This is a genomic window from Gemella bergeri ATCC 700627, from assembly GCF_000469465.1.
Classification (GTDB): Bacteria; Bacillota; Bacilli; order Staphylococcales; family Gemellaceae; genus Gemella; species Gemella bergeri.
Window position 1 is genome coordinate 21,576 of sequence record NZ_KI271798.1, and the last position, 23,047, is coordinate 44,622.

The window sequence follows — 23,047 nt, forward strand, 5'->3', positions numbered from 1 at the left end:
TCCTCATAGTTTTTATAACGGCTTTAATGCCATGAAGCTGTTAAATAGGTAGCATAAAAGTACATTATAAACCTTTTTCACCGACAGGTTTTCTCTTATAATAATGTGAATTACTTTTAATTCCTACACTTCATCATTGTATTAACTATCATTATAAACAGTTATCAAATATTTGTCAATAGGTTTATTTTGAATTTCTAATTTCCATAATAGCCTTTTTTTTCCAAAGTTTCATATTTTGTTTAAGAGTGCTGAACCCATAAACAAAATTAAGTGTATCTAAACTGTTAATTTCTTTTTTATTATTGTTCTGAGTTTTTTGTTTAAAATTTAAAGTAGCATTTATTTTATTATCTCTTATTGATAAAACTTTTACATCTAAAACTTCTCCAACTTTTAAATAACTTCCAATATCAAAAATAAAACAGTTGGTAATTTCTGAAATATGAATTAATCCGGCTTGACCGTTTTTGGTTTCAAAAAAGGCACCATAAGGTTTTACCGCTGTAACCTTTACCTTTATTATATCTCCTTGTTGTATTTCTCTATAACTCATTTTTTATTCTATCTACCACTTTTTCCACTGTAAAGCCATATTCTTCAATTACTTTATTTGCCGGAGCGGAAGCGCCAAATTTATCAATTCCGATAGCAAGTCCATCCAGTCCTATATATTTATACCACAAAGCTGTACTACCCATCTCTAAAGATATTCGTCTTCTTATATTAAATGGTAATAAATTTTCTTTATATTCTTTTGATTGTTCTTCAAATAATTCCATTGACGGCATACTTATAACACGTGATTTTACACCATCATTTTCCAGTGTTTTCGCTACATCAATTGCAAGTGCTACTTCTGAACCGGTTGCGATTATAATAGTATCAAAATCATTCGAAGTTTCATAAACAGTATAAGCGCCTTTTTCTACTTTTTCAAATGAGGTATTTTCTAATACCGGCAAACTTTGACGTGTTAATACTAATGATGTCGGTTTTGTATTTATTTTTTGCGATAAATACCATGCTGCTTGTGTTTCAACAGCATCTGCAGGTCTAAACACATAAGAATTTGGAATTGTTCTTAATGATGACAGATGTTCAATAGGTTCATGTGTCGGACCGTCTTCACCAACCGCTATACTATCATGGGTAAATACATATGTAACAGGTAAATTTTGAAGAGCGGATAAACGTAATGCTGCTTTTAGATAATCTGAAAATACGAAGAATGTACCGCCAAAAACACGTACTCCCCCATGTAATGTTAAACCGTTAAGAACCGTAGCCATTGCAAATTCACGTACACCGAATTGAATATTACGTGCTGTTCTATTAATATTATCTTGCAATTCTTCCCCTTTAATAAATGTCATATTAGAGTGAGAAAGATCGGCTGAACCTCCAAAAAATGTCGGAAGCACAGCTGCTATACTATTAATTGCATCTTGTGATGAATTACGAGTAGCTTGAGCTTCTCCTACATTTTTAAAATTAAAACTTTCTTTAGAAAGATGTTTAATATCCTTTCTTAATAATACTTCTTCTAATTCAGCTGCTAATTCTGGGAATTTTTCCTTATATTCATTATATAATTTTTCCCATTTACTATTCGCAGTTTCTCCACGTTCTGCAACATTAACTTTAAAATCTTCATATACTTCTTCCGGAATTTCAAAAGGTGCATATTTCCAATCAATTTTTTTTCTAAATAATGTTGTTTCCTCTTCGCCTAACGGTGCACCGTGGACACCGTTTGTTCCTTGTTTATTAGGAGATCCGGCACCAATTATGGTTTTCACCTCAATCAAGGTCGGTTTATCTGATTGTTTTGCTCTTTCAATAGCGTTACTTATAGCTACAACATCTTCACCATTTTCTACCAATAGCGTATTCCAACCATAAGATTCATATCTGGCACGAACATTCTCAGAAAATGCGTCTTTAGTTTCTCCATCTAAACAAATATCATTTGAATCATAAAGAACCACTAATTTATTTAATTTTTGTACTGCAGCAAAACTTGATGCTTCTGATGCAACACCTTCCATAATATCACCGTCACCACAAATTACATAAGTATAATGGTCAAAAATATCAAAACCTTCTTTATTGTATTTAGCTGCCAAATAACGTTCAGCCAGTGCCATACCAACAGCAGTAGAAATCCCTTGCCCTAGTGGTCCGGTGGTAGCGTCAACGCCTTTAGTATGACTAAATTCCGGATGCCCCGGAGTTTTTGAATTCCACTGACGGAAATTTTTTATCTCTTCTATGCTTACATCTTCAAAACCTGAAAGATGTAATAATGCGTATAACAACATTGACCCATGACCTGCTGATAAAACAAATCTATCTCTATTAATCCATTCCGGCACAGCAGGATTTACTCTCAAATGTTTAGTAAATAATGAATACGCCATTGGTGCAGCACCCATTACAATACCCGGATGCCCCGATTTAGCTTTATTAATTGCATCAACTCCTAATACTTTTATTGCGTTGATTGATTGTTGTGACATACAATATCCTCCTAAATTATAATTCTGTTCTTCCTGAAATTGCCCTTGATAAAGTAACTTCATCAACATACTCAATATCGCTTCCAAAGGAAATTCCTTGAGCTATTCTTGTAACTTTTATACCTGTATTTTTTAAATAACGTGAAATAAAACTAGCTGTCCCTTCCCCATCGGGTGATGAGTTTGTCGCTAAAATTATTTCTTTTACCGCCGGATTCTTTGCTCTTTCAAATAACGATTTAATATTAATATCCATAGGGCCTATCCCATCCATAGGAGATATAAGACCATCTAAAACGTGATATAATCCTTTGTATTGTTGCATATTTTCCATAGCCACTAAATCATTGTCTGTAGCTACTACACAAATTATTGATTCATCTCTTGATTTATCACAACAAATATCACACACTTTTGTTTCACTAAGCCTATGACAAATTTCACAGTTTGTTAAATTTTTTTTTAGATTTACAAGAGATTCTGAAAAACTCTCTATATCATCATCATGCATTTTTAATGTGTGAAAAGCAAGTCTTACAGCTGTTTTTCTACCAATTCCCGGTAGCATTGCATAACTATCTATTAAGTCTAATATTGGTTTTGGATATTGCATTAGACTATAAACCCGGAATATTTAAACCGTTAGTAAATTTACCCAGCGTTTCTTCTTTTAATTGTGTAGATTTTTCCAATGCATCATTTACAGCTGTTAACACTAAATCTTGCAACATTTCAATATCTTCCGGATCCACTACCTCTTCTTTTATTTTTATATCCAAAATTTTACCGTCACCGTTAGCTGTGACTGTTATCATTCCGCCTGATACTGTACCTTCTACAGTTTGCTCCTTTAATCCCTCTTGGGCTGCCAACATATCTTTTTGCATTTTTTGCATTTTACGCATCATCTGTTGCATATTTCCCATTCCACGCATATTATTTCCTCCTAATATTAATATAATATAATTTTATTTAAAATAATCTAACTTGTCAATATTTTTCAGTTTTTAAAAATATTTAATTTTATTTTCTGTAACATTTATTTTTCTATAATGATATCCGAAAACAATTCCTCTATTTTTGAAGTTTTTTCTGTATTTTCTAATGTGACTTCTACTAACTTTTGTTCTGTAATATTATCCTCATTTTTTAAACTTTGATATTGATTAGCTTGAAGAGCATATATTGTATACTCCACTCCAATGTAATGTTTAAATAGCTCTTCTAAATATTTTTTATACTTTGTACTTTGGGTCAGTCTGATCATACTGTCAACTTCATTAAACACAAGCAGACCTCCCGTTTTGGAAGATGCAATAAGTGTACTTGATTTGAATACTTTTCGCATTTCTACCACTTGAAAATTATTTGTACTTAAATTTTCATCCATAATTTTATTAAATACATTAGCTGCATAACTGGTAAAATTATCATTAGCATCAGCTAATAATTTCTTAATCTTCATCTTATCTTTTATTACTACTTCTTTTGGCGAGTTATCTTGTAAAGTAATATTTTCCTGTGAAATTTCCTTGTCTTCTACTAACATATTATTTTCAGTTTTATTAAAATTTATATTCAGTAGTTTATCTTCCAACTGTTTAACTCTATTTTCTAAATTTGTTATCTCGGTAGTTGAAATATTTTGAGAGGGATTAAAATTACTATCAGTTGAAAAAATTTCTTTTGAACAAATTTTTACAATACAAATTTGCATATAACTAACGTGCTCTGTTGAAAATCTAATAAATTGTTCAGTTTCTGATAATATTTGAATTATTCTATAGAAATAATCAAACGGAACTGTTTCAATTTCTTTTGATATTATATCAACAGCATATCCTGTGTAATCAGTATTTTTTAAATTCTTATATACAATAACATCTCTCGTAATATTTATTAAATCATTTAATATTAATTTAGTATCTTTAGCTTGATTTAAAAAATCATTATACATCAATAAGGATTTTGTCACATCACCACTAAGAAGTAATTTATAAAATTCAAGAATAGTTTCTTCACTAAGCGATGAAGTTACGTCTAATATATTCTCTAATGTTATTTTATCAGCATAGTTAGACACTTGATCTAAAATACTAATTGCATCTCGCAAACCACCTTTAGCTAAGTTAGAAATTTTAGTTACCGCTTCATCTTCAATATCAAGATTTTCTTGATTAGCAATATGAATTAATCTATCTTTCAACTGTTTTGTTGTTAAATTTTTAAACTCAAAACGTTGACAACGAGAGAGGATTGTTGCAGGTATTTTATGAATTTCTGTTGTTGCTAAAATAAATATAACATGTGCGGGCGGTTCTTCCAGTGTTTTTAACAAAGCATTAAATGCTGCCGTTGTTAACATGTGAACCTCATCTACAATATATATTTTATATTTTCCTTCTGACGGTAAAAATTTTATAGCTTCTTTTATATCACGAATCTCATCAACACCATTATTACTTGCTGCATCTATTTCAATTATATCAACATTTTCTTTTTGATAAATATCATTTTTATTAACAACGTTGGCAAAAATTTTAGCAATGGATGTTTTGCCGGTCCCACGTGGTCCATAAAATAAATAGGCATGGCTAATTTGATTTTTTTCTATTGCATTTTTCAAAACAGAAACAATCTGATTTTGACCGACTATATCATCAAAGTTTTGCGGTCTGTACTTTCTATATAATGCCTGAAACATATAAACCTCCTATATTAATTTGACTATCTTATTATATCATAATTTAATAATAACATATAGGGATAAAATATTTTTCATCAACAACAAAAATCCATACATATAACTTATATAAAGACTTCTAAAATAAATTTATACATAAAATTATGCTGATTTATTATTAAAATATTTTTAACAATAAATCAGCCACTTTACACATTACTTAATTTTATAATATTTTTGAGAAAAATTCTTTTGTTCTATCTTGTTTAGGATTATCAAAAATTTCTGATGGTGTTCCTTCTTCAAGAACTATTCCATCATCCATAAAAATTATTTTATCTGCAACCTCTTTTGCAAAATTCATTTCATGAGTAACAATTACCATTGTTAATCCTTCTTCAGATAATTCTTTAATAACATCAAGAACTTCCTTAACCATCTCCGGATCTAACGCACTTGTCGGTTCATCAAACAACAAAACCTCCGGAGAATTCGCCAAGGCACGAGCTATCGCCACACGCTGTTTTTGCCCACCTGACAAACTATTTGGATAAGCATCTTTTTTATCTTTTAAACCTACCCTGTTTAATAATTCCAATGCTTTTTTTTCAAGATTTTCTTTTTTATCTATACCAAAGGTTTTTGGAGCAAGTATTATATTTTCCAATACATTCATATTAGGGAATAAATTAAAGTTTTGAAATACCATTCCTACTTTTTTTCTATATTCATTAATATTTTGTTTTGTAATATCTTCACCGTTAAACTTTATTTCCCCTGCTGAAGGTTTCTCTAATAAATTTATGCAACGAAGTGCCGTACTTTTCCCACTACCGCTTGAACCTAATATTACGATTTTCTCCCCTTTTTCCACGTTAATATTTATCCCTTTTAAAACTTCATCTTTACCAAATTTTTTATGTAAGTTTTTTATTTCCAACAACAATTTATTCACCTACTTTACTAATTTTTTTTCCAGACGTTTTACTAATAGTGATAACACTGAAGTAATTATAAAATATATTGCAGCAGCCACTAAATACGGTCCAAACGTTTGGTAAGTTGCATTTTTTACGGTGTTAGCCGTAAACATTATATCCGCTACACCAACAAAATATACTATTGATGATTCTTTAACAAGAGAAATAAATTCATTCCCAAGTGCCGGTAAGCTATTTTTAAATGCTTGCGGTAAAATAACAAGTTTCATCGTTTGAAAGTAACTCAGCCCCAGAGAACGCCCAGCTTCCATTTGTCCTTTATCAATCGCAACTATCCCTGAACGGAATATTTCACTAACATACGCTCCCGAATTAATTGATAGGGCAATAATCGCTGACATAAACGGTGTAAATGATACTCCGACTTCCGGTAGTGCAAAATAAATAATCATAATTTGCACCAATATCGGTGTATTTCTAATAACCTCTACATAAATGCCGGCCAAAATATTTAATATCTTTATTGTACTTATTTTAGCTAAACAAACTAAAATTCCTAGTACCAACCCTATTAATAATGCAATAAGTGAAACTTTTAATGTCGTTACCGTTGCCTCTAAATATGTTGTGTAATAATTTGGGAGAAAATCAAACATTTATCTTTTTACCTCTTTCTATTCGCTTTTAGCAGCTATTTTTGCATATTTATCAAGCTCTTGTTCAAATAGTTTTTTAGCCTGTATTTCTTTAATAACTGCATTTACCTGTTCTAACAATTCTTTATTACTATTATCATTTCCTTTTTTAAAAGCTATTGCCATGCCGGTTGCTTCCGGATCATTTTCCGCTGCAAATGTACTAATTTTAATATCACTATATTTATTCATAGCAATTTTTGCTACATCGTCCGGTATCAAAACCACATCAATTTTTTTATTTTTTAAATCTTGTAATAAACTTGGAACATCTGTTAATGCTTGAATATTTTTATCATCAAGTTTTAATTGTTCTTTAACGTAAGTTTCATAAGTTGATCCTTTTTGAACTCCAACTTTTTTATTTTTCAAATCATCACTAGATTTTATTTCTTCACTATCTTTATTTACAACGAATATTCTTTTACTTGTATAATAAATATCGGAAAAGTCAACCGCTTTTTTTCTTTCATCTGTCGGATTAACACCTGAAATAACCATATCTACTTTATTTGCATTAAGAGCTGCAATTAACGAATCAAAAGCCATCTCTTGAATTTCTACTTCAACTCCTAATTTTTTAGCAACTTCTTGTGCTAAATAGATGTCCGCACCTATAACCTTTTTCTGCCCATTTTCTGTTGTTAAAAACTCATAAGGCGGATAATCCGGTGATACACCGAGAACTATTTTCCCTTTTTCTTTTATTTCTGTTACTTTCGTTTTTGAATTATTTTTTGAACACGCTGTTAACGTGATTATTGTCATTAGTGCTGTTATAAATAATAATAATTTTTTCATCATCTTATTCTCCTTAAATATTTTTTTGAAAAAGTTGTAATTAGTAATTAAAAAATCTCTTTGCAATTAGTTTTACCTAATCACAAAGAGACGAATTTACGCGGTGCCACTCTTTTTGATATATTAAATCGCCCGTTTATATAATCCATGGTATTATATAAACTTGTATACAAGCTAAATAAAAAAGTCTTTTTACAATTTATAAAAACTGTAAAAAGACGAATCAAATTCCGCGTTGCCACTTTTTTTGGTATTTAATATACCCACTCGAACTCCTTAAGGCAGAGTAACCAATTATTTTCATAATCACCAAAAAAGTACGTTCATTTAGAGTAATTGCTAACCTTTCACCAACGTTAACTCGCTAAAAATTTCTTACTAAATTACTATTCTTTTCCAAGGCTTTGTTTTATTTGATAATCATTTTACACCCTAAAAAAATAATTGTCAAGTATTATTTTTGATTTTTTTGATATTTTTTCAAAATTTTTCGTCCTATTAGTACACCCAGACTACTTAAAGCTATAATAACAACTGCTCCTATAATCATCCAGTGTCCTGAACCGTATTTTATACTTGCATCCATAGCTTCGGCTGTTTGCCCTCGTTTTACCCAATCACTTTTGTATGAATCGGCAAAAAATATAATAGGAATCCATGCACCACAAGCAAATCCTATATTTATAAGACTAAGCGCCAAACATTGGGCAATTACATTAGCATGTCCCATTACTTTTAAAATAATGTCTGCTAAAAATGCAGCTGATATTGACGAAATAAGCCAAGGAATATAAGCTCCCCCCATTAAAGAGAAGATAATCATGTGTATAATAATAAATATCGTAAATATTCCGAATTTGTTATAATTATAACAAAGATAAACAAAAATTGTTCCGGCTAAAAGCCCCCACACTCCCGGTGATACGCTATGCCCAAATGCTCCAAACATACTAGATATCATCATTGCAATTACATATACAACTATTGATAAAACTGTAGTCATTCCCAAAAATATATAATCTTTTGTTTTTAGTTTCATTTTTATTTTCACCTATCCTTTCATATTTAAAAATATATCTTTTACAATTTCTTTATTTTCTTCCGTTAAATAAAAATCTTTATTTATTTTCCCATCTTCAATATATACTACCCTATTACAAGTTCTATACAAGAATTCGACATCGTGAGTGGCAATTATTAAAGAACTGTTCTTAGATATGTCCTTTAATATTTCGCTTACCTTATTCATATTTACAAAATCCAGACCACTAGTCGGTTCATCGAACATTAAAAGTTCAACATTGGACAACGCAGCTATTGCAATAAGTAATCTTTGTTTTTGCCCTCCTGAAAGTTCAAATGGAATTTTTTCTTTTAATTTATCAAGAGATAAACTATTTAATAATGTATCAATTCTTTGTATTTCTGCTCCATCATTACCAAACTTTATCTCACTTTCTACAGATTCTGTAAAAAACTGATAATCCATATCCTGCATAACTAGAAATGGATTAGAATCTTTTATTATTTCTCCACTGTCCGAAGTTATTATCTTCGTGAACAACCTTAGTAATGTCGTTTTCCCTGCCCCGTTTTTCCCGATTAAACCTATAATATCTCCTTTAAATATTTCCAAGTTTATATTATTTAAAATACTTTTATAATTTATATCTTGCATCTTAGCTATCAACTCAGATGAGATAACTTCTTTTTTATTATAAATTTCTAAATTAAACACATCAAGACTTCGAAGCGGTATCTCCTTATTGTTTACTAAATCATAAATTTTTTTCTCAGATACTTTTCCTTCATTTACCAGCAAAACTTTATCTACCAAATCTTTTAAGTAATGAACTCTATGTTCAGCTATAATTATCGTATATCCTGCTATCTTTAACTTTTGTATCAAAGATGTCAGTTTCTTAGTTGTATAAAAATCCAAATTAGAAGATGGCTCATCCAAAATTATCATTTTAGGTTCCAGGCACAAGCTACAACCTATTGCAATTTTTTGGCGTTCTCCACTGGAAATATAAAAAATATTTTTATCAAGTATACTATCCAATTCTAATAATTCTTTTATTTCTTCGTATCTTTCTTGCATTTTTTCCAAAGTTAGTCCATAATTTTCCATAGCAAACACCAACTCACTTGTTGTATTTGTTGTAAAAAAATGTCCTCTAGGATCTTGGCTGACATAACCAATTTCTTTTGCTATATCAAAAGATTTTTTTTCACTTATATTTTCTTTATTAAATAATATCTCACCGGTTACTTTACCTTCATACAAAGTTGGAATAAGCCCATTTATTAGATGAACTACAGTCGATTTTCCACTCCCGGATATTCCGGTTAATAAAACACATTCACCCTGTTCAACAAAAAAACTTACATTCTTCAATACTTTTTTCTTAGAGTTCTTATAAGTGAATGAAACATCATTAAATTCTAACACTGTTCACCCCTCCTAATAAAAATATAAATATTAAAAGAATAATGACTAGAAAAATATAATCAAATGTTCTCATTTTAACGTTATAAAATGATGTTCTTTTATTCGGTGACTCGACTCCTTTAGTCATCGCTGTCGCTGTCATTTCCTCAGCAATCAAATTCATTCTCATTAGCACCGGAACTATCCAATATTCTAAATATTTTAGGGGTTCTTTAGGTGTAAGGATAATATTTCTCATTTTTAATGACTCCCTTATCATCTTTATTTCTGTTTTATATGTTGGAAAAAATCTAAGCGTAACAGTAACACTCAACATTAATTTTTTAGGAAGACGAATTTGTTCAAATGCTGATAACAATTCATTACTTTTAACAGCACTAACTAAAATATAAGAAATCATTGCCACCGGAATCATTCGTAAAAAAATATAAACCAATGTTCCGAACAAATTAGCAAGTAATGCCATATTACTAATAGCAATAAGATATGCTAATACAGAAAATATAATATAAGCAATTAAAAATTTTAAAACTTGTTTATAGCGTCGATAAATAAGCAAAACAAATACTGCAAGTCCTAAACAAATTCCTTCGTAAAGTAAACCCTTTCCTAAAAATATAATAACCGGAAATATTAAATTTAGAATAACAAGCGTTAATGGATTCAATTTTGTCATAACATCCTCCTTTCCTAATACTACAATCTAATTAAATATATAATATCAATAATCATTATCAATGTCAATAATTTATTAAAGAAAATAGTAAAATATACGATTTACTGTCTATTTCACTATTTTCTTTAATATTATATTTATTTCATGTCTACGATAGTTGCACCTAAGCCGCCTTCGTTTTGTCCGCCACTTCTAAAACTTTCTACATATCGATTATTTTTTAAATATTCTGCAATATTTTTTCTAAGAATACCGGATCCTAACCCATGAATAATCGTAAAAGTATCATATCCTTGAAGTATAACTTTATCCATATAATCTTCAATTTCTCGTATAGCTTCTTCGGTATTTTTTCCAATAACATTAATCTCTATACCAACTTTTTTCGAACTAACATTGCTTGTGCTGACATATCGTGTTACTTCCTCCGGTTCACTATCAATTTTTCTAACTTCTTTTTTCTTAATATTAAGCTTCATTGATCCCATTTTTATTTGTAAGATATTACTATTTATTCCAAGAACAGTGGCACGTTGATTATAACCAAGAACAAGCACGTCGTCTCCTACCTGAATTTCACTATTATTAAACTGCGGTTTATCTACCAATTGTTTTTGAAGTTTAATATTGTTTTTGGAATTGTCCATGCTATGCAATATATCATTTACTTCATGTTGTCTTATACCGGTATTATTTTTAAATTGTTTATAAATTTCAAGTATCTTTTCTTTTTTCTTATCAATTTCTTTGTTTAATTCTATACTTAATTCATTGTATAAACTTTCTTTATATTCATTATATTTCTCTAAATTTTCACTAAGTGTATTCTTTATTTCATCTATTTCTTTGACAGTTTTATTAATATATTCTAACTTATAATCATATTCTCTTATATTTTCTGAAAGTTTATCAATAAATAAATTATTTTCTTTTGTATTTTCTTCCAACAAAGTTGTCGCTTTCTCTATCACTTTTTTATCTAAACCTAACTTAGCAGAAATATTAATGGCATTCGATTTCCCCGGTAGCCCGATAATAAATCTATATGTTGGTTTTAGTTTTTCAAAATCAAATTCCATAGATGAATTTTTATAGTATTCTGACTCAAAACAATAATTTTTTATTTCCGGATAGTGTGTCGTACATAACAAAGTTGCTCTTAATGTTTTAAATTTATCTAATAATGCAATAGATAAAACGGCACCCTCACTAGGGTCTGTCCCTGAACATAATTCATCAAGAAGTACCACTGTTTTACTATTTGTGTTTTCCAGTATACTGATAATATTAGTCATATGCGAAGAAAATGTTGATAAATTATTTTCGATAGATTGCTCATCTCCGATATCAACAAATAAATGTTCGAAAAAGCCAACAGTTGATTCTTCTAAAGCCGGAATATAAAAACCTAAATGCGATAAATAAATACATAAACCTACGGTTTTTAAGATTACCGTTTTCCCTCCGGTATTTGGTCCGGTAATTATTAGTGAGTTCCCGCTATTGTCCATTATTACATCATTTTTCACCACATTATTAGCGTCTATTAATGGATTATACGCTTTTTTTAAAATTATTTCTTGATTTTCTACAATATTTTGTTTGTTAAATCCTTTGTTAGCACAAAAATTCATTTTTGAAAAAATAAATTCAACTTGTGAAAAATTCCATAATGAATTAGTTAATTCATTTGCCCTTGATTTAATTATTTCAGTTGCCTCTTTTAAAATACGTAGTATCTCTTCTTTTTCTTTTCGTCGCAAAATTCCTATTTCATTATTAATTTCTACATTTTCACGGGGTTCTACGTAAAAAGTATTTCCTGATGCAGATTCATCGTGAATAATACCGCCAAAGTCATTTTTATGCTCCGGTTTTACTAAAATAACATCTCTATCATTACGTTTTGTTATAATAGCTTCTGTAAGTTTTTTTACGTTAGAGCGAATAATATTTTTCAACACTTGATCACTTTTATTTTTTAAACGTGTTATGTTAACTTTAATGTTTTTCAACTCCAATGAGGCATCAGGTTTTATATAACCGTCTTCATCAATTATTCGATCTAAATAACGTTCAATATCTTCAAAATTATCCATTTTTTCTATGTATTTCGTTAAACTATCATATTGTTTATGTTCTTGTTCTTTGATAAATAAAAAACGTTTAGTAAATCTATCATACACTATTATATTTCTTAATATATAAAATAATTCTTTTTCTGATAAGATACTGTCAATCTTTGCTTTTTTTATACTATTTGTATAATTATAAATTTTCAATCTAAATTCATTAGGATATTTACGTAATAAATCATATGCCTCTTCGTTCTCTCGATGAACTTCTACTAACTTATTATAGTCTGATATATATTCTAATTGCTGTATCTTTTCTAATGACATTTCTGAATAACAGTATTTATCAATATCTTGTACTACTAAATCTAAGTTTAGTTTGTGCTTTGTGTTCTTATTCAATTACTACACACTCCTTAACATTCCATATTATTAACAATAAATTCTGTATAGATATAATCTTCACTTTCTAACACTATATTTTCATTTTTATACTGTTTTTTTACTAATTCTAATGCTTCATCCATATTATCCGCAATCACATTAATTTCTCTAATGCTTACTTCTTTTATTTCTATTTTGAAATTTTTTATCTGAAATTTTTATATACCTTCCTTTTTAAAAAAATTCTATAATATTTCTATTCCACAAAATTTAAAGTTATTACCTTTTTATCTAAATATTATTATTTTTAAGATATAGTTTCTGTAAATATTTTCGAAATAATATATTTCATTAAAAAATATTTAATACAAATTTTTTATAAGCACATTAAAACATCAAGTAACTATTTTCAACTATCCCTATACTTTATCTTAATGTAGTATTTTAGAAAGTTTCATCATCACATTTTCCCCAATTAATTCAATAAAAATATTATACCATACTTTTTACTGTTTTATATATTTTATATTAAAAAAAGCAATAACCATTTACGATTATTGCCGTTTGAATATTATTTATTAAAGAATAAACTAATTAAACTTTTTGATAATATTGGTGTATTTTTTAATATATATTCAGGTAATGTTGAATTTGTAAATATTGCTGTTTTCCATTCCGGTCTTGGTAAAACAGTTACAAGATATAATATTAAGAAAACTACCAAATAAATTTCTAAAAATCCCAATACTGCTCCTAATAATCTATCTGTTGTTTTGATTAAAGGTAATTTTCTTATTACACCTAAAACAGAAGCCAATATTTGTATAATTATTTTAATTAATATAAATATCACAATAAATGAAACTATTCTGTAATATGCTGAAGGTATATTTAATCCTTTATATACACCTTCTAACCCTTGAGTAACATCTGTTGGTATCGGAATTAAATCTGTAAATAAAAATGCTAAACGGGGGCTAAAAAACATTGAAACAATATATCCTATTACTATAGTCCCTAAATAAAATAGTTGAACAATAAATCCACGCTTATATCCCATATAAAGTCCAGCTACTAATAATAACCCTACTATTATATCAACCATAAAAACATCCTTTCATACCATTTTTGTTTTATTATATACAACGAACTTTAAAAGTAGCATAACCTGATTTAGATATATGCTACTTTTTATTTTTATTCAACACCGATAATATATGGATATACCGGTTGACCGGATTCAACTAATTCTATCTCAACATCAGGATATTTTTCTTCGAGAAGTTGTTCTAAGAAATCTGTACATTCTTCCGTACTTTCTTCTCCTAAGTATAGTGTTACTATCTCACTATCTTCATCAACTGACATTTCCAATAGTTTTGCTAACGTTGCATTTAATGATAAATCTGAAACAACAATTTTACCATTTTTAATACCCATATATTCGCCTTTTTTAATTTCTATACCTTCTATATTTGTATCTCTAACAGCATAAGTTACTTCTAAAGTTTTAACAGTTGTTAAAACATTTTGCATATTAGCATAATTTTCCTCCGGTGATAATACCGAATTAAATGCCATTACAGCAGCTACACCTTGTGGAGCAGTTTTACTTTCAATTACAAAGACGTTTTCTTCTGCCAACTCAGCCGCTTGTTTAGCAGCTAACTGAATATTTTTATTATTGGGGAAGATATAAATATTATCCGCATTAACTTCTTTTATGGCTCTCATAATATCTTCAGTAGATGGATTCATTGTTTGCCCACCTTCTACAATATAATCAACACCCATAGAAGTTAACACTTTACTTAATCCCGCTCCCATGGAAACAGAAATCATCGCTTGATTTTTTCTCTCTTTAGGTGTTTCTTGCTTTTCTTCTTGCTTTCTTAACACCTCTCTATGTTGCTCACGCATATTATCTGATTTAATTTTAATTAATTCACCATACTGTTGACCATAATTAAACACATCACCGGGGGTTTCTGTATGAACATGAATTTTAACGTATTCATTATCCGAAATTACAAGTAGTGAATCACCAAACTTACTCATATCTTCTCTAAATTTTTCTTCGTTAAAATCTTTTTTGTTCTTATCAAGACGCACTGTAAATTCTGTGCAAAAACCGTATACAATATCTTCAGGACTCATAAAGTCCATATCATGATTATCTTCAAATTGCATATCAACAATATTTATTTCAACTTCATCAAGTCCGTCAATTTCTTCATTCTTTAAAGCAGCAACAAATCCTTGATATACACAAACAAGACCTTGTCCACCTGAGTCTACGACACCAACTTCTTTTAATATCGGTAATAACTCCGGTGTTCTTTTTAATGATTCTTGAGCTTCTCTATAAATTGCTTCCATTACTTCTATTACTGAATCTGTTGATTCTGCAGTCTTTATTCCTGCTGCAGCCGCTTCACGTGCAACCGTTAAAATAGTACCTTCCACCGGTTTAATAATTGCTTTATACGCAATACTTACCCCATTTTGAATAGCATTAGCAAATTCTTTCGCATCAATCTCAGCCTTATCTGCAATATATTGTGACATACCTCTAAATAATTGAGAAAGAATAACACCGGAATTACCACGAGCTCCCATTAGTAAGCCCTTTGAAAAAGATTTTCCAAGTTCTCCAATATTTTCCACAACATTAGAAGCCGTTTCTTTTGCTCCTGATGACATAGAAAGATTCATATTGGTTCCTGTATCTCCATCCGGTACCGGAAATACATTTAATGAATTAATTCTTTCCGCATTTTTTGCCAAATTTCTTGAACCCAAATCAATCATTTTAGCAAAAATAAGACCATTGATTTTTTCCACTGTTAATCCTCCTATTTATTAACCTTAATGCCTTGAATATAGATATTTACTGAATCTACTTTGACACCTAGTGTTTTTTCTATTTGGTATTTTACTGATGATTGAACATTACTTGCTATTTCTGAAATTTTTGTTCCATACATTACAATAATATATAAGTCGATTACTAATTTTTCATCTTCTCTTTTTACTACTATTCCTTTTGAATAGTTTTCTTTTCTTAAAATTTCAATAATTCCATCTTTTACTTGGTTTTTACTAGCCATACCAATAATACCGTAACAACTCACAGCTGTCCCACCTGCTACTGACGAAATAACATCATCGCTAATTGACACAACTCCCAATTCATTATTAATTTCTATTGACATATTCTTTTCCTCCTATCAAAAATAGACAAATTGAAACATAAGAGTTATTATACCTTTTTTGTAAAAAAAATACAAGTAAAACATTGACAATTTCTATTTCAGTGACCTTAGCTAGCCCCTTTGTTAAAACAATTTTATATAATTATTTTATATTCAAAATTTTATAGATTAATAAAATAAAATTTTCTTATTTATATTAATATTTATAGAAATCTTATTTATTTCCTCCGATATGTTCTTTTGAATGAATCATAAGTGTTATAACATCACATACCGGCGTAGGAATATCATGTTTTTTCCCAAGTTTAGAAATTGCACCATTTAAATAATCAATTTCAGTTAATCTCCCATTTTTCATATCTTGATATAATGATGGATAATGAAGACCGGCTGTTCGAGGGTCAAAACAATTCTCTATATTTTTCTCAATAACTTCCTGATTTACATTTATTCCTTCCGCACGCCCAACTGCAGTTACCTCATTTAACACCGCTCTCGTTAAATCTAAATGCTTTTCGTAACTGCCATATTCATTAATATTGCAATCTATTAAAGTACAATATGTATTTAAAACACAATTCAACCCTGCTTTATGCCAGATAGATTGATATGTATCTGCCGAGTAATTCATATTCAATCCGGATTTATTTAATTTTTCAATTAGTTTCAATGTCTTATCTAAATTATCTTCTTTCACTTGCTTAATTTCTGTTTTTCCGGTTCCGTACGCTTTTAATATACCCGGACCTCCTAACCCACTCGTCCAGACAGTAACTCCGATAAGAATATTTTCTTCTTTTACAAACTCTTTTAAAGTATCTACATGTCCTAATCCATTTAATATACAAATTATTTTTGTATCATCATGTATTAAATGCTTAACTTTATTCAACATACTTTTCAATTGCATAGATTTTGTAGCAACAAATACAACGTCATATTTTCCCTTTGCTTCTTCCGGTCTATAAATTGATATATTGCAGTTACCTAATTCTTTATCATCAATTATTACTTTTAATCCATTTCTTTTAATAGTATCAATATGTTCTTGCCAAGAATCAATAAATGTAACATCTTCCCCATTTTTAAACAACATATATCCAAATCTTGTTCCCAGTGCTCCTGCACCTGCAAATAAAATTTTCATAGCCATATCTCCTCTACTTAATAATTTATTATTTTCTATAATTCTAACTTTATCTTCCTATTTTGTCAACTTTTGCAAACGTTTAATAATATGGGAAAATTAGAAAAAGAGGAGCGACTCAAAAATCATGATTTTATTAAAAATCAATTTTATTAAGTCACCCCCACACAATTCATCAAATTTTAAAAAACTCTTTAAAGTTAATTTTTACTCAATAAGCCGCTGTACCTAGCTACCGATAAATAAATTCTAATAGAATTTCTAACTTTTAGGTAAAGAATTATTATAAATTATCTGTTTTATACGCATCAGTTTTATATAATTTTAATACATCTGAATATATTCTATCTGCTATAAATGCTACTGTAAACGGAATTACAAAAAATGCTAAAATAATACCTAACAATGTACTCCCTAATTCACTGGCTTTTGTAGGTCCAATTAACCCGATAATACCAAATCCGGCACTATCTTTATTTCCTAAAATATTAAGTAAATAACCTGCCAAGCCGGTAATAGCGGAAGTAGTCAATATAGTTAAAAATAATTGTGGCTTCCTTGCACAGTTCGGCATCATTAATTTTATAGCTCCTAAAATAATCGCAAGGCTGACACCTTTATTTTTAGCTCTAAATGTCCCAATTGCAAGAACAGCTGCCGAAGATAATACACCAAGTGTCGCCGCTCCCGCACCGATAAAGTTTTCATTAGAAAATAAAATAATTCCCATAGCAACGGTCGAAACCGGTGTAACAATCATAAATGAAAACGCCATCGCAATCAATATACACATTAATACAGGTTGCAATGTTGTAAATTTAAAAACAATAGTTGCTAGAAAATTTGTTAGATTTTTCATATATGGTAATGTCACTAATCCAAAAGCAGCAACTAATCCTCCTACTATTGGTAGTAAAATAATTGTTAATGTACCAAATTTATCTTTTACTAACTTAATAATCAATGCACCGATCGCAGCAATTAACATAACATTAAATAAATCACCCATCGGCACACCTGTCCATGCCTTTGCCGTAGCATTAAAAGTTAATGAACCGCTGGCTGCTAAAACAGTCGAGCCCAATACTGCTGACTCTATTGCTTTAAAGTTTAGCATTTGCCCGATAATCATTCCAACCAATACCGGAACACCAAATTGGAATAAATACATTGCTTGTGTTAATGTTGTAAATACATTCGGTGCAAAATGCGCACCTAAATACTTAAACAGTGTACTCAATACCGCATTAGGTATTAAACCCACCACTATCCCAAGTGCTGTTCCATTTAAAATAATATTAAGAAAATCTTTCACACGTTGTTTTTGCATACACATCCTCCTTTTTTAAATTATTATTACACTATAATAATATAAAATAAAAGTAAATATTTTTTTGAAAATTTCGTTAATTTTTCTTAAAAATGTTTTTATATGAACTATAAAATATAATTATTTTTAAAAAATATACTGTTATATTTTAAATATTTTATTTAGCTTTTGTGTGAGTTTCTTCAAAAACTCGGTGTTCTACCTTATAATTATGTAATATTGCATTTATCTCTGCACCGAGTATTAATATATATCCTGTTATATAAAGCCAAAGAATAAATGCCATTAATCCACCAATAGTACCATATGTTTTTATATAACTAGAAAAATGATCAATATAATAACCGAATAATCTACTAACCAATGTCCATGATATAGTTGAGAATATTGCTCCGGGAAATATACTGATAACTCTTACCTTAACATTAGGTCCTAATATATATATAAATACAAATACTATAAATGTAAATAGCATAGGAAAACTGTATGTAAGATATGTCCATAAATTAGAAAAACCCTCATCAAAATGCAGTTTATGAAATAATAACCATGTTAATTGTTTTCCAAAAACAACAAGAGTTAATACTAAAAACATTCCTACTAAAAATAATATTGTAAATATTATACTAATAATTTTAGTAACAATCCAAACACGTTCATCTCTCACCCTGAAAGCATTATTAAACGCTATAATAATGCCATAAATTCCGTTAGAAGCAGGCCATAAAGTAAAAACAATACCAAATGTTAAAATTGTGTTGTTACTTTTATTATTTAATACTTCACTGATTATGCTAAATAAATAATTTCCTAAATCTCCGGGAGCAAAGGTTTGTATTTTTTCTAATAAAAATTGTTGATCTATTTTGAAGTATGGAGTTAGTGCTAATGCGACTAAAAGCATAGGGAACAACGAAAGAATAAAATAATAACTTAAATTTGATGATAGAATTGATATTTCATCATACATTATTCTATAATACATCTCTTTTACAAATTTTTTAAAAGTTAACTTCCCCTTAGGATTTTCCTCATAAAAGGAATAATTTTTCTCCGGTATGAACATTTTATAACACAAATTTAGCCACTTTTTTGGCAGCTTTATAATATAAAGGTAACGATGACAATGACAAAATATTTCCTACTTGTTTTTTATAATTTTTCTTGTCAACTACAATGTAGTCTTTCTCCTCTAAATATTCTTTATATTTATCAATAGTTTCTTTTTCTTCTTTACTAAATCTTTCTTTTTTAGAAATTAATGTAGATAATGCTACCGCACCTAAGCCTACAACAGCAAAAGTTAATATTGTTTTTTTACTCATTTTTATCTCCTTAATAAATTATTTGTTTTTAAATTTCATACTAATATTTTAAACTATTTACCAAAACAACGCAACATTTATACTGGTTATAGAAAGTAAAAAGATGGGAACGTCAGAAATTTAACTTTTCCCATCTCATATAATTATTCTGTATTACTAATATTTTTAGTTAACTGTTCTACTATTTTTTTGTCATAATAATCATTTAGATTTTTTATACTATACACCTTGTTTATATAAATTCCAATTATGCTAAACATAACAACAATAACAAAAAGCATTACTAAAAGCGAAGTTATAACTGCACTACCATTTTTAAAATTTTTCTTCTTCAATTTCATCATCTTCTTCTTTTTCATCTTTATTGTCATCCCTTTGATTTTTTAGCATAAGGTAAAGTATTCTCTTTTTATTTTCTCTATCAATGATAGTAATTTTTATTCTATCGTCACTTTGCTCTATTGAATAACTTTTTAATTTTTGAAGAAGAAGGATATATCCTGCATAAGAGTTTGTATTTTTTTGTTTTTCCATATAAATTTTATTTCCTTGAAACACTAACCTTACTTCTTCTTTTTTTTCTTTATTTTTCATTATAATGTAATTACTTTCCCTCTCAACCTTTTCGCTGGAATTATAAATTTGAAAGATTTTTTTATGTGCTAAAGCATATTCATAATTTGTAAAATCTAAAAAATTTTTAGAAGTTTTCAATGTTGTCTGAAGTATAAGCATCAATAAAAGTGTAACTATAATTAAAAGAAACAACGATATGGTAAGTTCTAATAACGTAAAACCTTCTTTTTTACTTTTACTCATAACTGACCTTTTCGTTAGTATTTATATCCACTATCTCCGCCTTTTCAAGATTAACTACTATTTCATAGTTTTCTCTTCTAACACTGAAATTTTTTTCATTATAATGATTACTAATTTCTTCATAAAGAATTTCCTTCATCTCAAGTTGTTTTTCTATCGTTGCAATAGTTGAATATTGATGAACTAAATTAGGTATAAGAAAACCAAATATCATGGAGCAAATTGCTAAAGCAATAATCAGTTCAACAAATGTAAAACCATTTTTAGAGTTCATCTACCGTAACATACCCACTATCTAAATGAATAATAATACGATACAAACTGCGTTCAAACTTTACATCTATTGTGTTAGCTCTTGATATTAAGTTTCCCTCTCTATACCTAAGTCTTATCGTCGGACCATTAGCAACTATTTTTCCATTTTGAGATAATTTTTTCCAACTTGAATGTTTATCATAATACATTAAATATTCATTATCACCGGAAAATAAATCAATATATGGGGAATTACCTTCTCTTAAACTTGATGTTTGTATAAAACAAATATTGGAGATTAATTCATTCACCGCTAACCTTTCCTTATATTTAGTATAATCTCCTATTGAAATAACAGATAACATAATTACTATAATACTAACTATTAGTAAAACAGCGAGCATCTCCACCAAAGTATATGCTTCTTTAGTTTTGTAATGTAGCTTTTCCATTTGAAATAATAATTTTTTTACCATTAGGTGCGGTGCTGGCCTTATCTACCGGGCCATCTAAATAATGTTTTTCTACCAATTTTTCAAATGTTACATCATTATCTTTTTCATTTATTTGATATGCTGTTACCTGAGATTGAACAGTTTTTTCATATGCTTGTGAGCTTTTATCTTTTGCTGTGTCGATATTTTTAGTAATATTCGGTATTATTAATATTAATAATATCGCTATTATAAATAGTACAATCAACATATCCACGCTGATGTAATAGTAGCATTTAGGATATTTAGAGGTATTGACAAAGGAATGCCACTAGAATATATTTTAAAACAACAAAAGAACTAACTTTAAGATAAAAGCTAGTTCTTATTTTATTAAAAATCTTGCGGATATATTCTTTATTAAATAATTAGTTTCGTTATTTATTAGCTAACTCAACTTTTATAAGTTTGCCAAGCCAATCAAAAGTATAATAAACACCGTTCATAAGCAAAACTTTATTAGTTGCTATCGCACCTCCATCATTAGGATCCATATAATATTGATGTCCATCTACTTTTGTCCATCCTATTTTCATATCACAGTTTACTGGGTCAAAATAATATCTTTTTTCACCTATATAAAAAAAACCTGTAACTGGATGAACTGTGTCAAAATAATACCATTTCCCGTTTATATATCTCCAAGTTTTTTCTGTTTGAGCTCCACTTTCAGGATCAAAATAGCGCCACTTCCCTTCAATCTTTATCCACCCTGTTTTCATATCCCCATTTACAGGATCAAAATAATATTCTGTATCATCTATAAACTGTAAACCTGTAAGTGCATTACCATTACCATAACTAAAAAAATACCATTTTCCATCTATCTTTTGCCATCCTAATTTTTCATCCCCATTTACAGGATCATAATAATACCACCCTTTTACTCTATTATAATACTTATCACCATTATCATAATACCAGCCCGTTACCATATATCCTCTTTTATCAAAACGATAAGCTTTTCCTCCAATGTCATATACTCCATCTTTATAATAATGTCCACTTCCCCTATCATACCACCAACCGTTTTCATCTTGTTTCCAATCAGCTCTTGCTTGGTTAGATGTGGGAATTATAATTGATGATAACAATGCAGTACTTAGCAAAACTTTTGCAGTAATCTTAACTACTTTTTTCATTTTTATTTCCTCCTTAAATTTTATTTTATACGCATTAACAGTATCATATTTTACCTACTAAATCAAGTGAAATAAAAAATACCCCCTA

Annotated in this window: 26 protein-coding genes and 1 other annotated feature; all 26 genes read right to left on the reverse strand. The window is 28.9% G+C overall.

Annotated elements, in window-relative coordinates:
- Window positions 1–184 precede the first annotated feature (184 nt).
- A complete protein-coding gene (locus tag HMPREF1983_RS00655; protein ID WP_021752342.1) occupies window positions 185–556 on the reverse strand; it encodes a S1 RNA-binding domain-containing protein in 372 nt (123 codons plus the stop codon).
- Window positions 546–2,522 (reverse strand): transketolase, encoded by a 1,977-nt coding sequence (gene tkt, locus HMPREF1983_RS00660; protein ID WP_040460726.1) that lies wholly within the window; start codon window positions 2,520–2,522, stop codon window positions 546–548. Before tkt ends, HMPREF1983_RS00655 begins: the two co-directional genes overlap by 11 nt.
- 16 nt (window positions 2,523–2,538) lie before the next feature.
- Window positions 2,539–3,135 (reverse strand): recombination mediator RecR, encoded by a 597-nt coding sequence (gene recR, locus HMPREF1983_RS00665; RefSeq protein ID WP_021752344.1) that lies wholly within the window; start codon window positions 3,133–3,135, stop codon window positions 2,539–2,541.
- A gap of 4 nt (window positions 3,136–3,139) precedes the next feature.
- Window positions 3,140–3,457 carry a YbaB/EbfC family nucleoid-associated protein gene (locus tag HMPREF1983_RS00670; protein ID WP_021752345.1) on the reverse strand — a complete coding sequence of 106 codons (318 nt, stop codon included), beginning with the start codon at window positions 3,455–3,457 and terminating at the stop codon, window positions 3,140–3,142.
- A 104-nt stretch (window positions 3,458–3,561) separates the two neighbouring features.
- A complete protein-coding gene (gene dnaX / locus HMPREF1983_RS00675; RefSeq protein WP_021752346.1) occupies window positions 3,562–5,226 on the reverse strand; it encodes a DNA polymerase III subunit gamma/tau in 1,665 nt (554 codons plus the stop codon).
- 205 nt (window positions 5,227–5,431) lie between these two features.
- Window positions 5,432–6,148, reverse strand: coding sequence for an amino acid ABC transporter ATP-binding protein (locus HMPREF1983_RS00680; RefSeq protein ID WP_040460727.1), 717 nt, complete (start codon window positions 6,146–6,148; stop codon window positions 5,432–5,434).
- A 12-nt stretch (window positions 6,149–6,160) separates the two neighbouring features.
- Window positions 6,161–6,802 carry an amino acid ABC transporter permease gene (locus tag HMPREF1983_RS00685; protein ID WP_021752348.1) on the reverse strand — a complete coding sequence of 214 codons (642 nt, stop codon included), beginning with the start codon at window positions 6,800–6,802 and terminating at the stop codon, window positions 6,161–6,163.
- 18 nt (window positions 6,803–6,820) lie between these two features.
- A complete protein-coding gene (locus HMPREF1983_RS00690) occupies window positions 6,821–7,642 on the reverse strand; it encodes a transporter substrate-binding domain-containing protein (RefSeq protein ID WP_040460728.1) in 822 nt (273 codons plus the stop codon).
- 211 nt (window positions 7,643–7,853) lie between these two features.
- Window positions 7,854–8,050 (reverse strand) — a binding site (T-box leader).
- A 46-nt stretch (window positions 8,051–8,096) separates the two neighbouring features.
- Window positions 8,097–8,681, reverse strand: a complete 585-nt coding sequence (locus tag HMPREF1983_RS00695; protein WP_040460730.1) for an MptD family putative ECF transporter S component — start codon at window positions 8,679–8,681, stop codon at window positions 8,097–8,099.
- Window positions 8,682–8,693: 12 nt separating this feature from the next.
- Complete coding sequence (locus tag HMPREF1983_RS00700) at window positions 8,694–10,097, reverse strand: ABC transporter ATP-binding protein (RefSeq protein WP_021752351.1); 1,404 nt, start codon at window positions 10,095–10,097, stop codon at window positions 8,694–8,696.
- Window positions 10,084–10,773: an energy-coupling factor transporter transmembrane component T gene (locus HMPREF1983_RS00705; RefSeq protein WP_021752352.1), complete on the reverse strand. Its 690-nt coding sequence runs from the start codon at window positions 10,771–10,773 to the stop codon at window positions 10,084–10,086. Before HMPREF1983_RS00705 ends, HMPREF1983_RS00700 begins: the two co-directional genes overlap by 14 nt.
- Window positions 10,774–10,910: 137 nt before the next feature.
- On the reverse strand, window positions 10,911–13,250 hold the full coding sequence (locus HMPREF1983_RS00710) for an endonuclease MutS2 (protein WP_040460732.1): 2,340 nt from the start codon (window positions 13,248–13,250) through the stop codon (window positions 10,911–10,913).
- 14 nt (window positions 13,251–13,264) lie between these two features.
- Window positions 13,265–13,441 (reverse strand): DpnD/PcfM family protein, encoded by a 177-nt coding sequence (locus HMPREF1983_RS07635; RefSeq protein ID WP_084404558.1) that lies wholly within the window; start codon window positions 13,439–13,441, stop codon window positions 13,265–13,267.
- A 362-nt stretch (window positions 13,442–13,803) separates the two neighbouring features.
- On the reverse strand, window positions 13,804–14,337 hold the full coding sequence (locus tag HMPREF1983_RS00715; protein WP_021752355.1) for a CvpA family protein: 534 nt from the start codon (window positions 14,335–14,337) through the stop codon (window positions 13,804–13,806).
- Between the two features lie 92 nt (window positions 14,338–14,429).
- Window positions 14,430–16,076, reverse strand: a complete 1,647-nt coding sequence (locus HMPREF1983_RS00720; protein ID WP_021752356.1) for a DAK2 domain-containing protein — start codon at window positions 16,074–16,076, stop codon at window positions 14,430–14,432.
- Window positions 16,077–16,087: 11 nt separating this feature from the next.
- A complete protein-coding gene (locus HMPREF1983_RS00725; protein ID WP_021752357.1) occupies window positions 16,088–16,447 on the reverse strand; it encodes an Asp23/Gls24 family envelope stress response protein in 360 nt (119 codons plus the stop codon).
- Window positions 16,448–16,661: 214 nt separating this feature from the next.
- Window positions 16,662–17,594, reverse strand: coding sequence for a ketopantoate reductase family protein (locus tag HMPREF1983_RS00730; RefSeq protein WP_040460733.1), 933 nt, complete (start codon window positions 17,592–17,594; stop codon window positions 16,662–16,664).
- A gap of 283 nt (window positions 17,595–17,877) precedes the next feature.
- Window positions 17,878–18,924, reverse strand: coding sequence for a PTS sugar transporter subunit IIC (locus HMPREF1983_RS00735; RefSeq protein WP_021752359.1), 1,047 nt, complete (start codon window positions 18,922–18,924; stop codon window positions 17,878–17,880).
- A 157-nt stretch (window positions 18,925–19,081) separates the two neighbouring features.
- Entirely contained in the window at window positions 19,082–20,002 is a 921-nt protein-coding gene (locus HMPREF1983_RS00740) for a YihY/virulence factor BrkB family protein (RefSeq protein WP_245576410.1), read from the reverse strand.
- Window positions 19,992–20,249 carry a hypothetical protein gene (locus tag HMPREF1983_RS00745; protein ID WP_021752361.1) on the reverse strand — a complete coding sequence of 86 codons (258 nt, stop codon included), beginning with the start codon at window positions 20,247–20,249 and terminating at the stop codon, window positions 19,992–19,994. Before HMPREF1983_RS00745 ends, HMPREF1983_RS00740 begins: the two co-directional genes overlap by 11 nt.
- Before the next feature lie 143 nt (window positions 20,250–20,392).
- Complete coding sequence (locus tag HMPREF1983_RS00750; protein ID WP_245576411.1) at window positions 20,393–20,608, reverse strand: hypothetical protein; 216 nt, start codon at window positions 20,606–20,608, stop codon at window positions 20,393–20,395.
- Complete coding sequence (locus tag HMPREF1983_RS00755; protein ID WP_021752363.1) at window positions 20,565–21,068, reverse strand: type II secretion system protein; 504 nt, start codon at window positions 21,066–21,068, stop codon at window positions 20,565–20,567. The genes HMPREF1983_RS00750 and HMPREF1983_RS00755 overlap by 44 nt, the downstream gene beginning before the upstream one ends.
- Complete coding sequence (gene comGE / locus HMPREF1983_RS00760) at window positions 21,061–21,342, reverse strand: competence type IV pilus minor pilin ComGE (protein WP_021752364.1); 282 nt, start codon at window positions 21,340–21,342, stop codon at window positions 21,061–21,063. Before comGE ends, HMPREF1983_RS00755 begins: the two co-directional genes overlap by 8 nt.
- Complete coding sequence (locus HMPREF1983_RS00765) at window positions 21,332–21,799, reverse strand: prepilin-type cleavage/methylation protein (protein WP_021752365.1); 468 nt, start codon at window positions 21,797–21,799, stop codon at window positions 21,332–21,334. Before HMPREF1983_RS00765 ends, comGE begins: the two co-directional genes overlap by 11 nt.
- Window positions 21,750–22,028 (reverse strand): hypothetical protein, encoded by a 279-nt coding sequence (locus tag HMPREF1983_RS00770; protein ID WP_040460736.1) that lies wholly within the window; start codon window positions 22,026–22,028, stop codon window positions 21,750–21,752. Before HMPREF1983_RS00770 ends, HMPREF1983_RS00765 begins: the two co-directional genes overlap by 50 nt.
- Before the next feature lie 166 nt (window positions 22,029–22,194).
- Window positions 22,195–22,959, reverse strand: coding sequence for a PspC-like choline-binding domain-containing protein (locus HMPREF1983_RS00775; RefSeq protein ID WP_021752367.1), 765 nt, complete (start codon window positions 22,957–22,959; stop codon window positions 22,195–22,197).
- Between the last annotated feature and the right edge of the window lie 88 nt (window positions 22,960–23,047).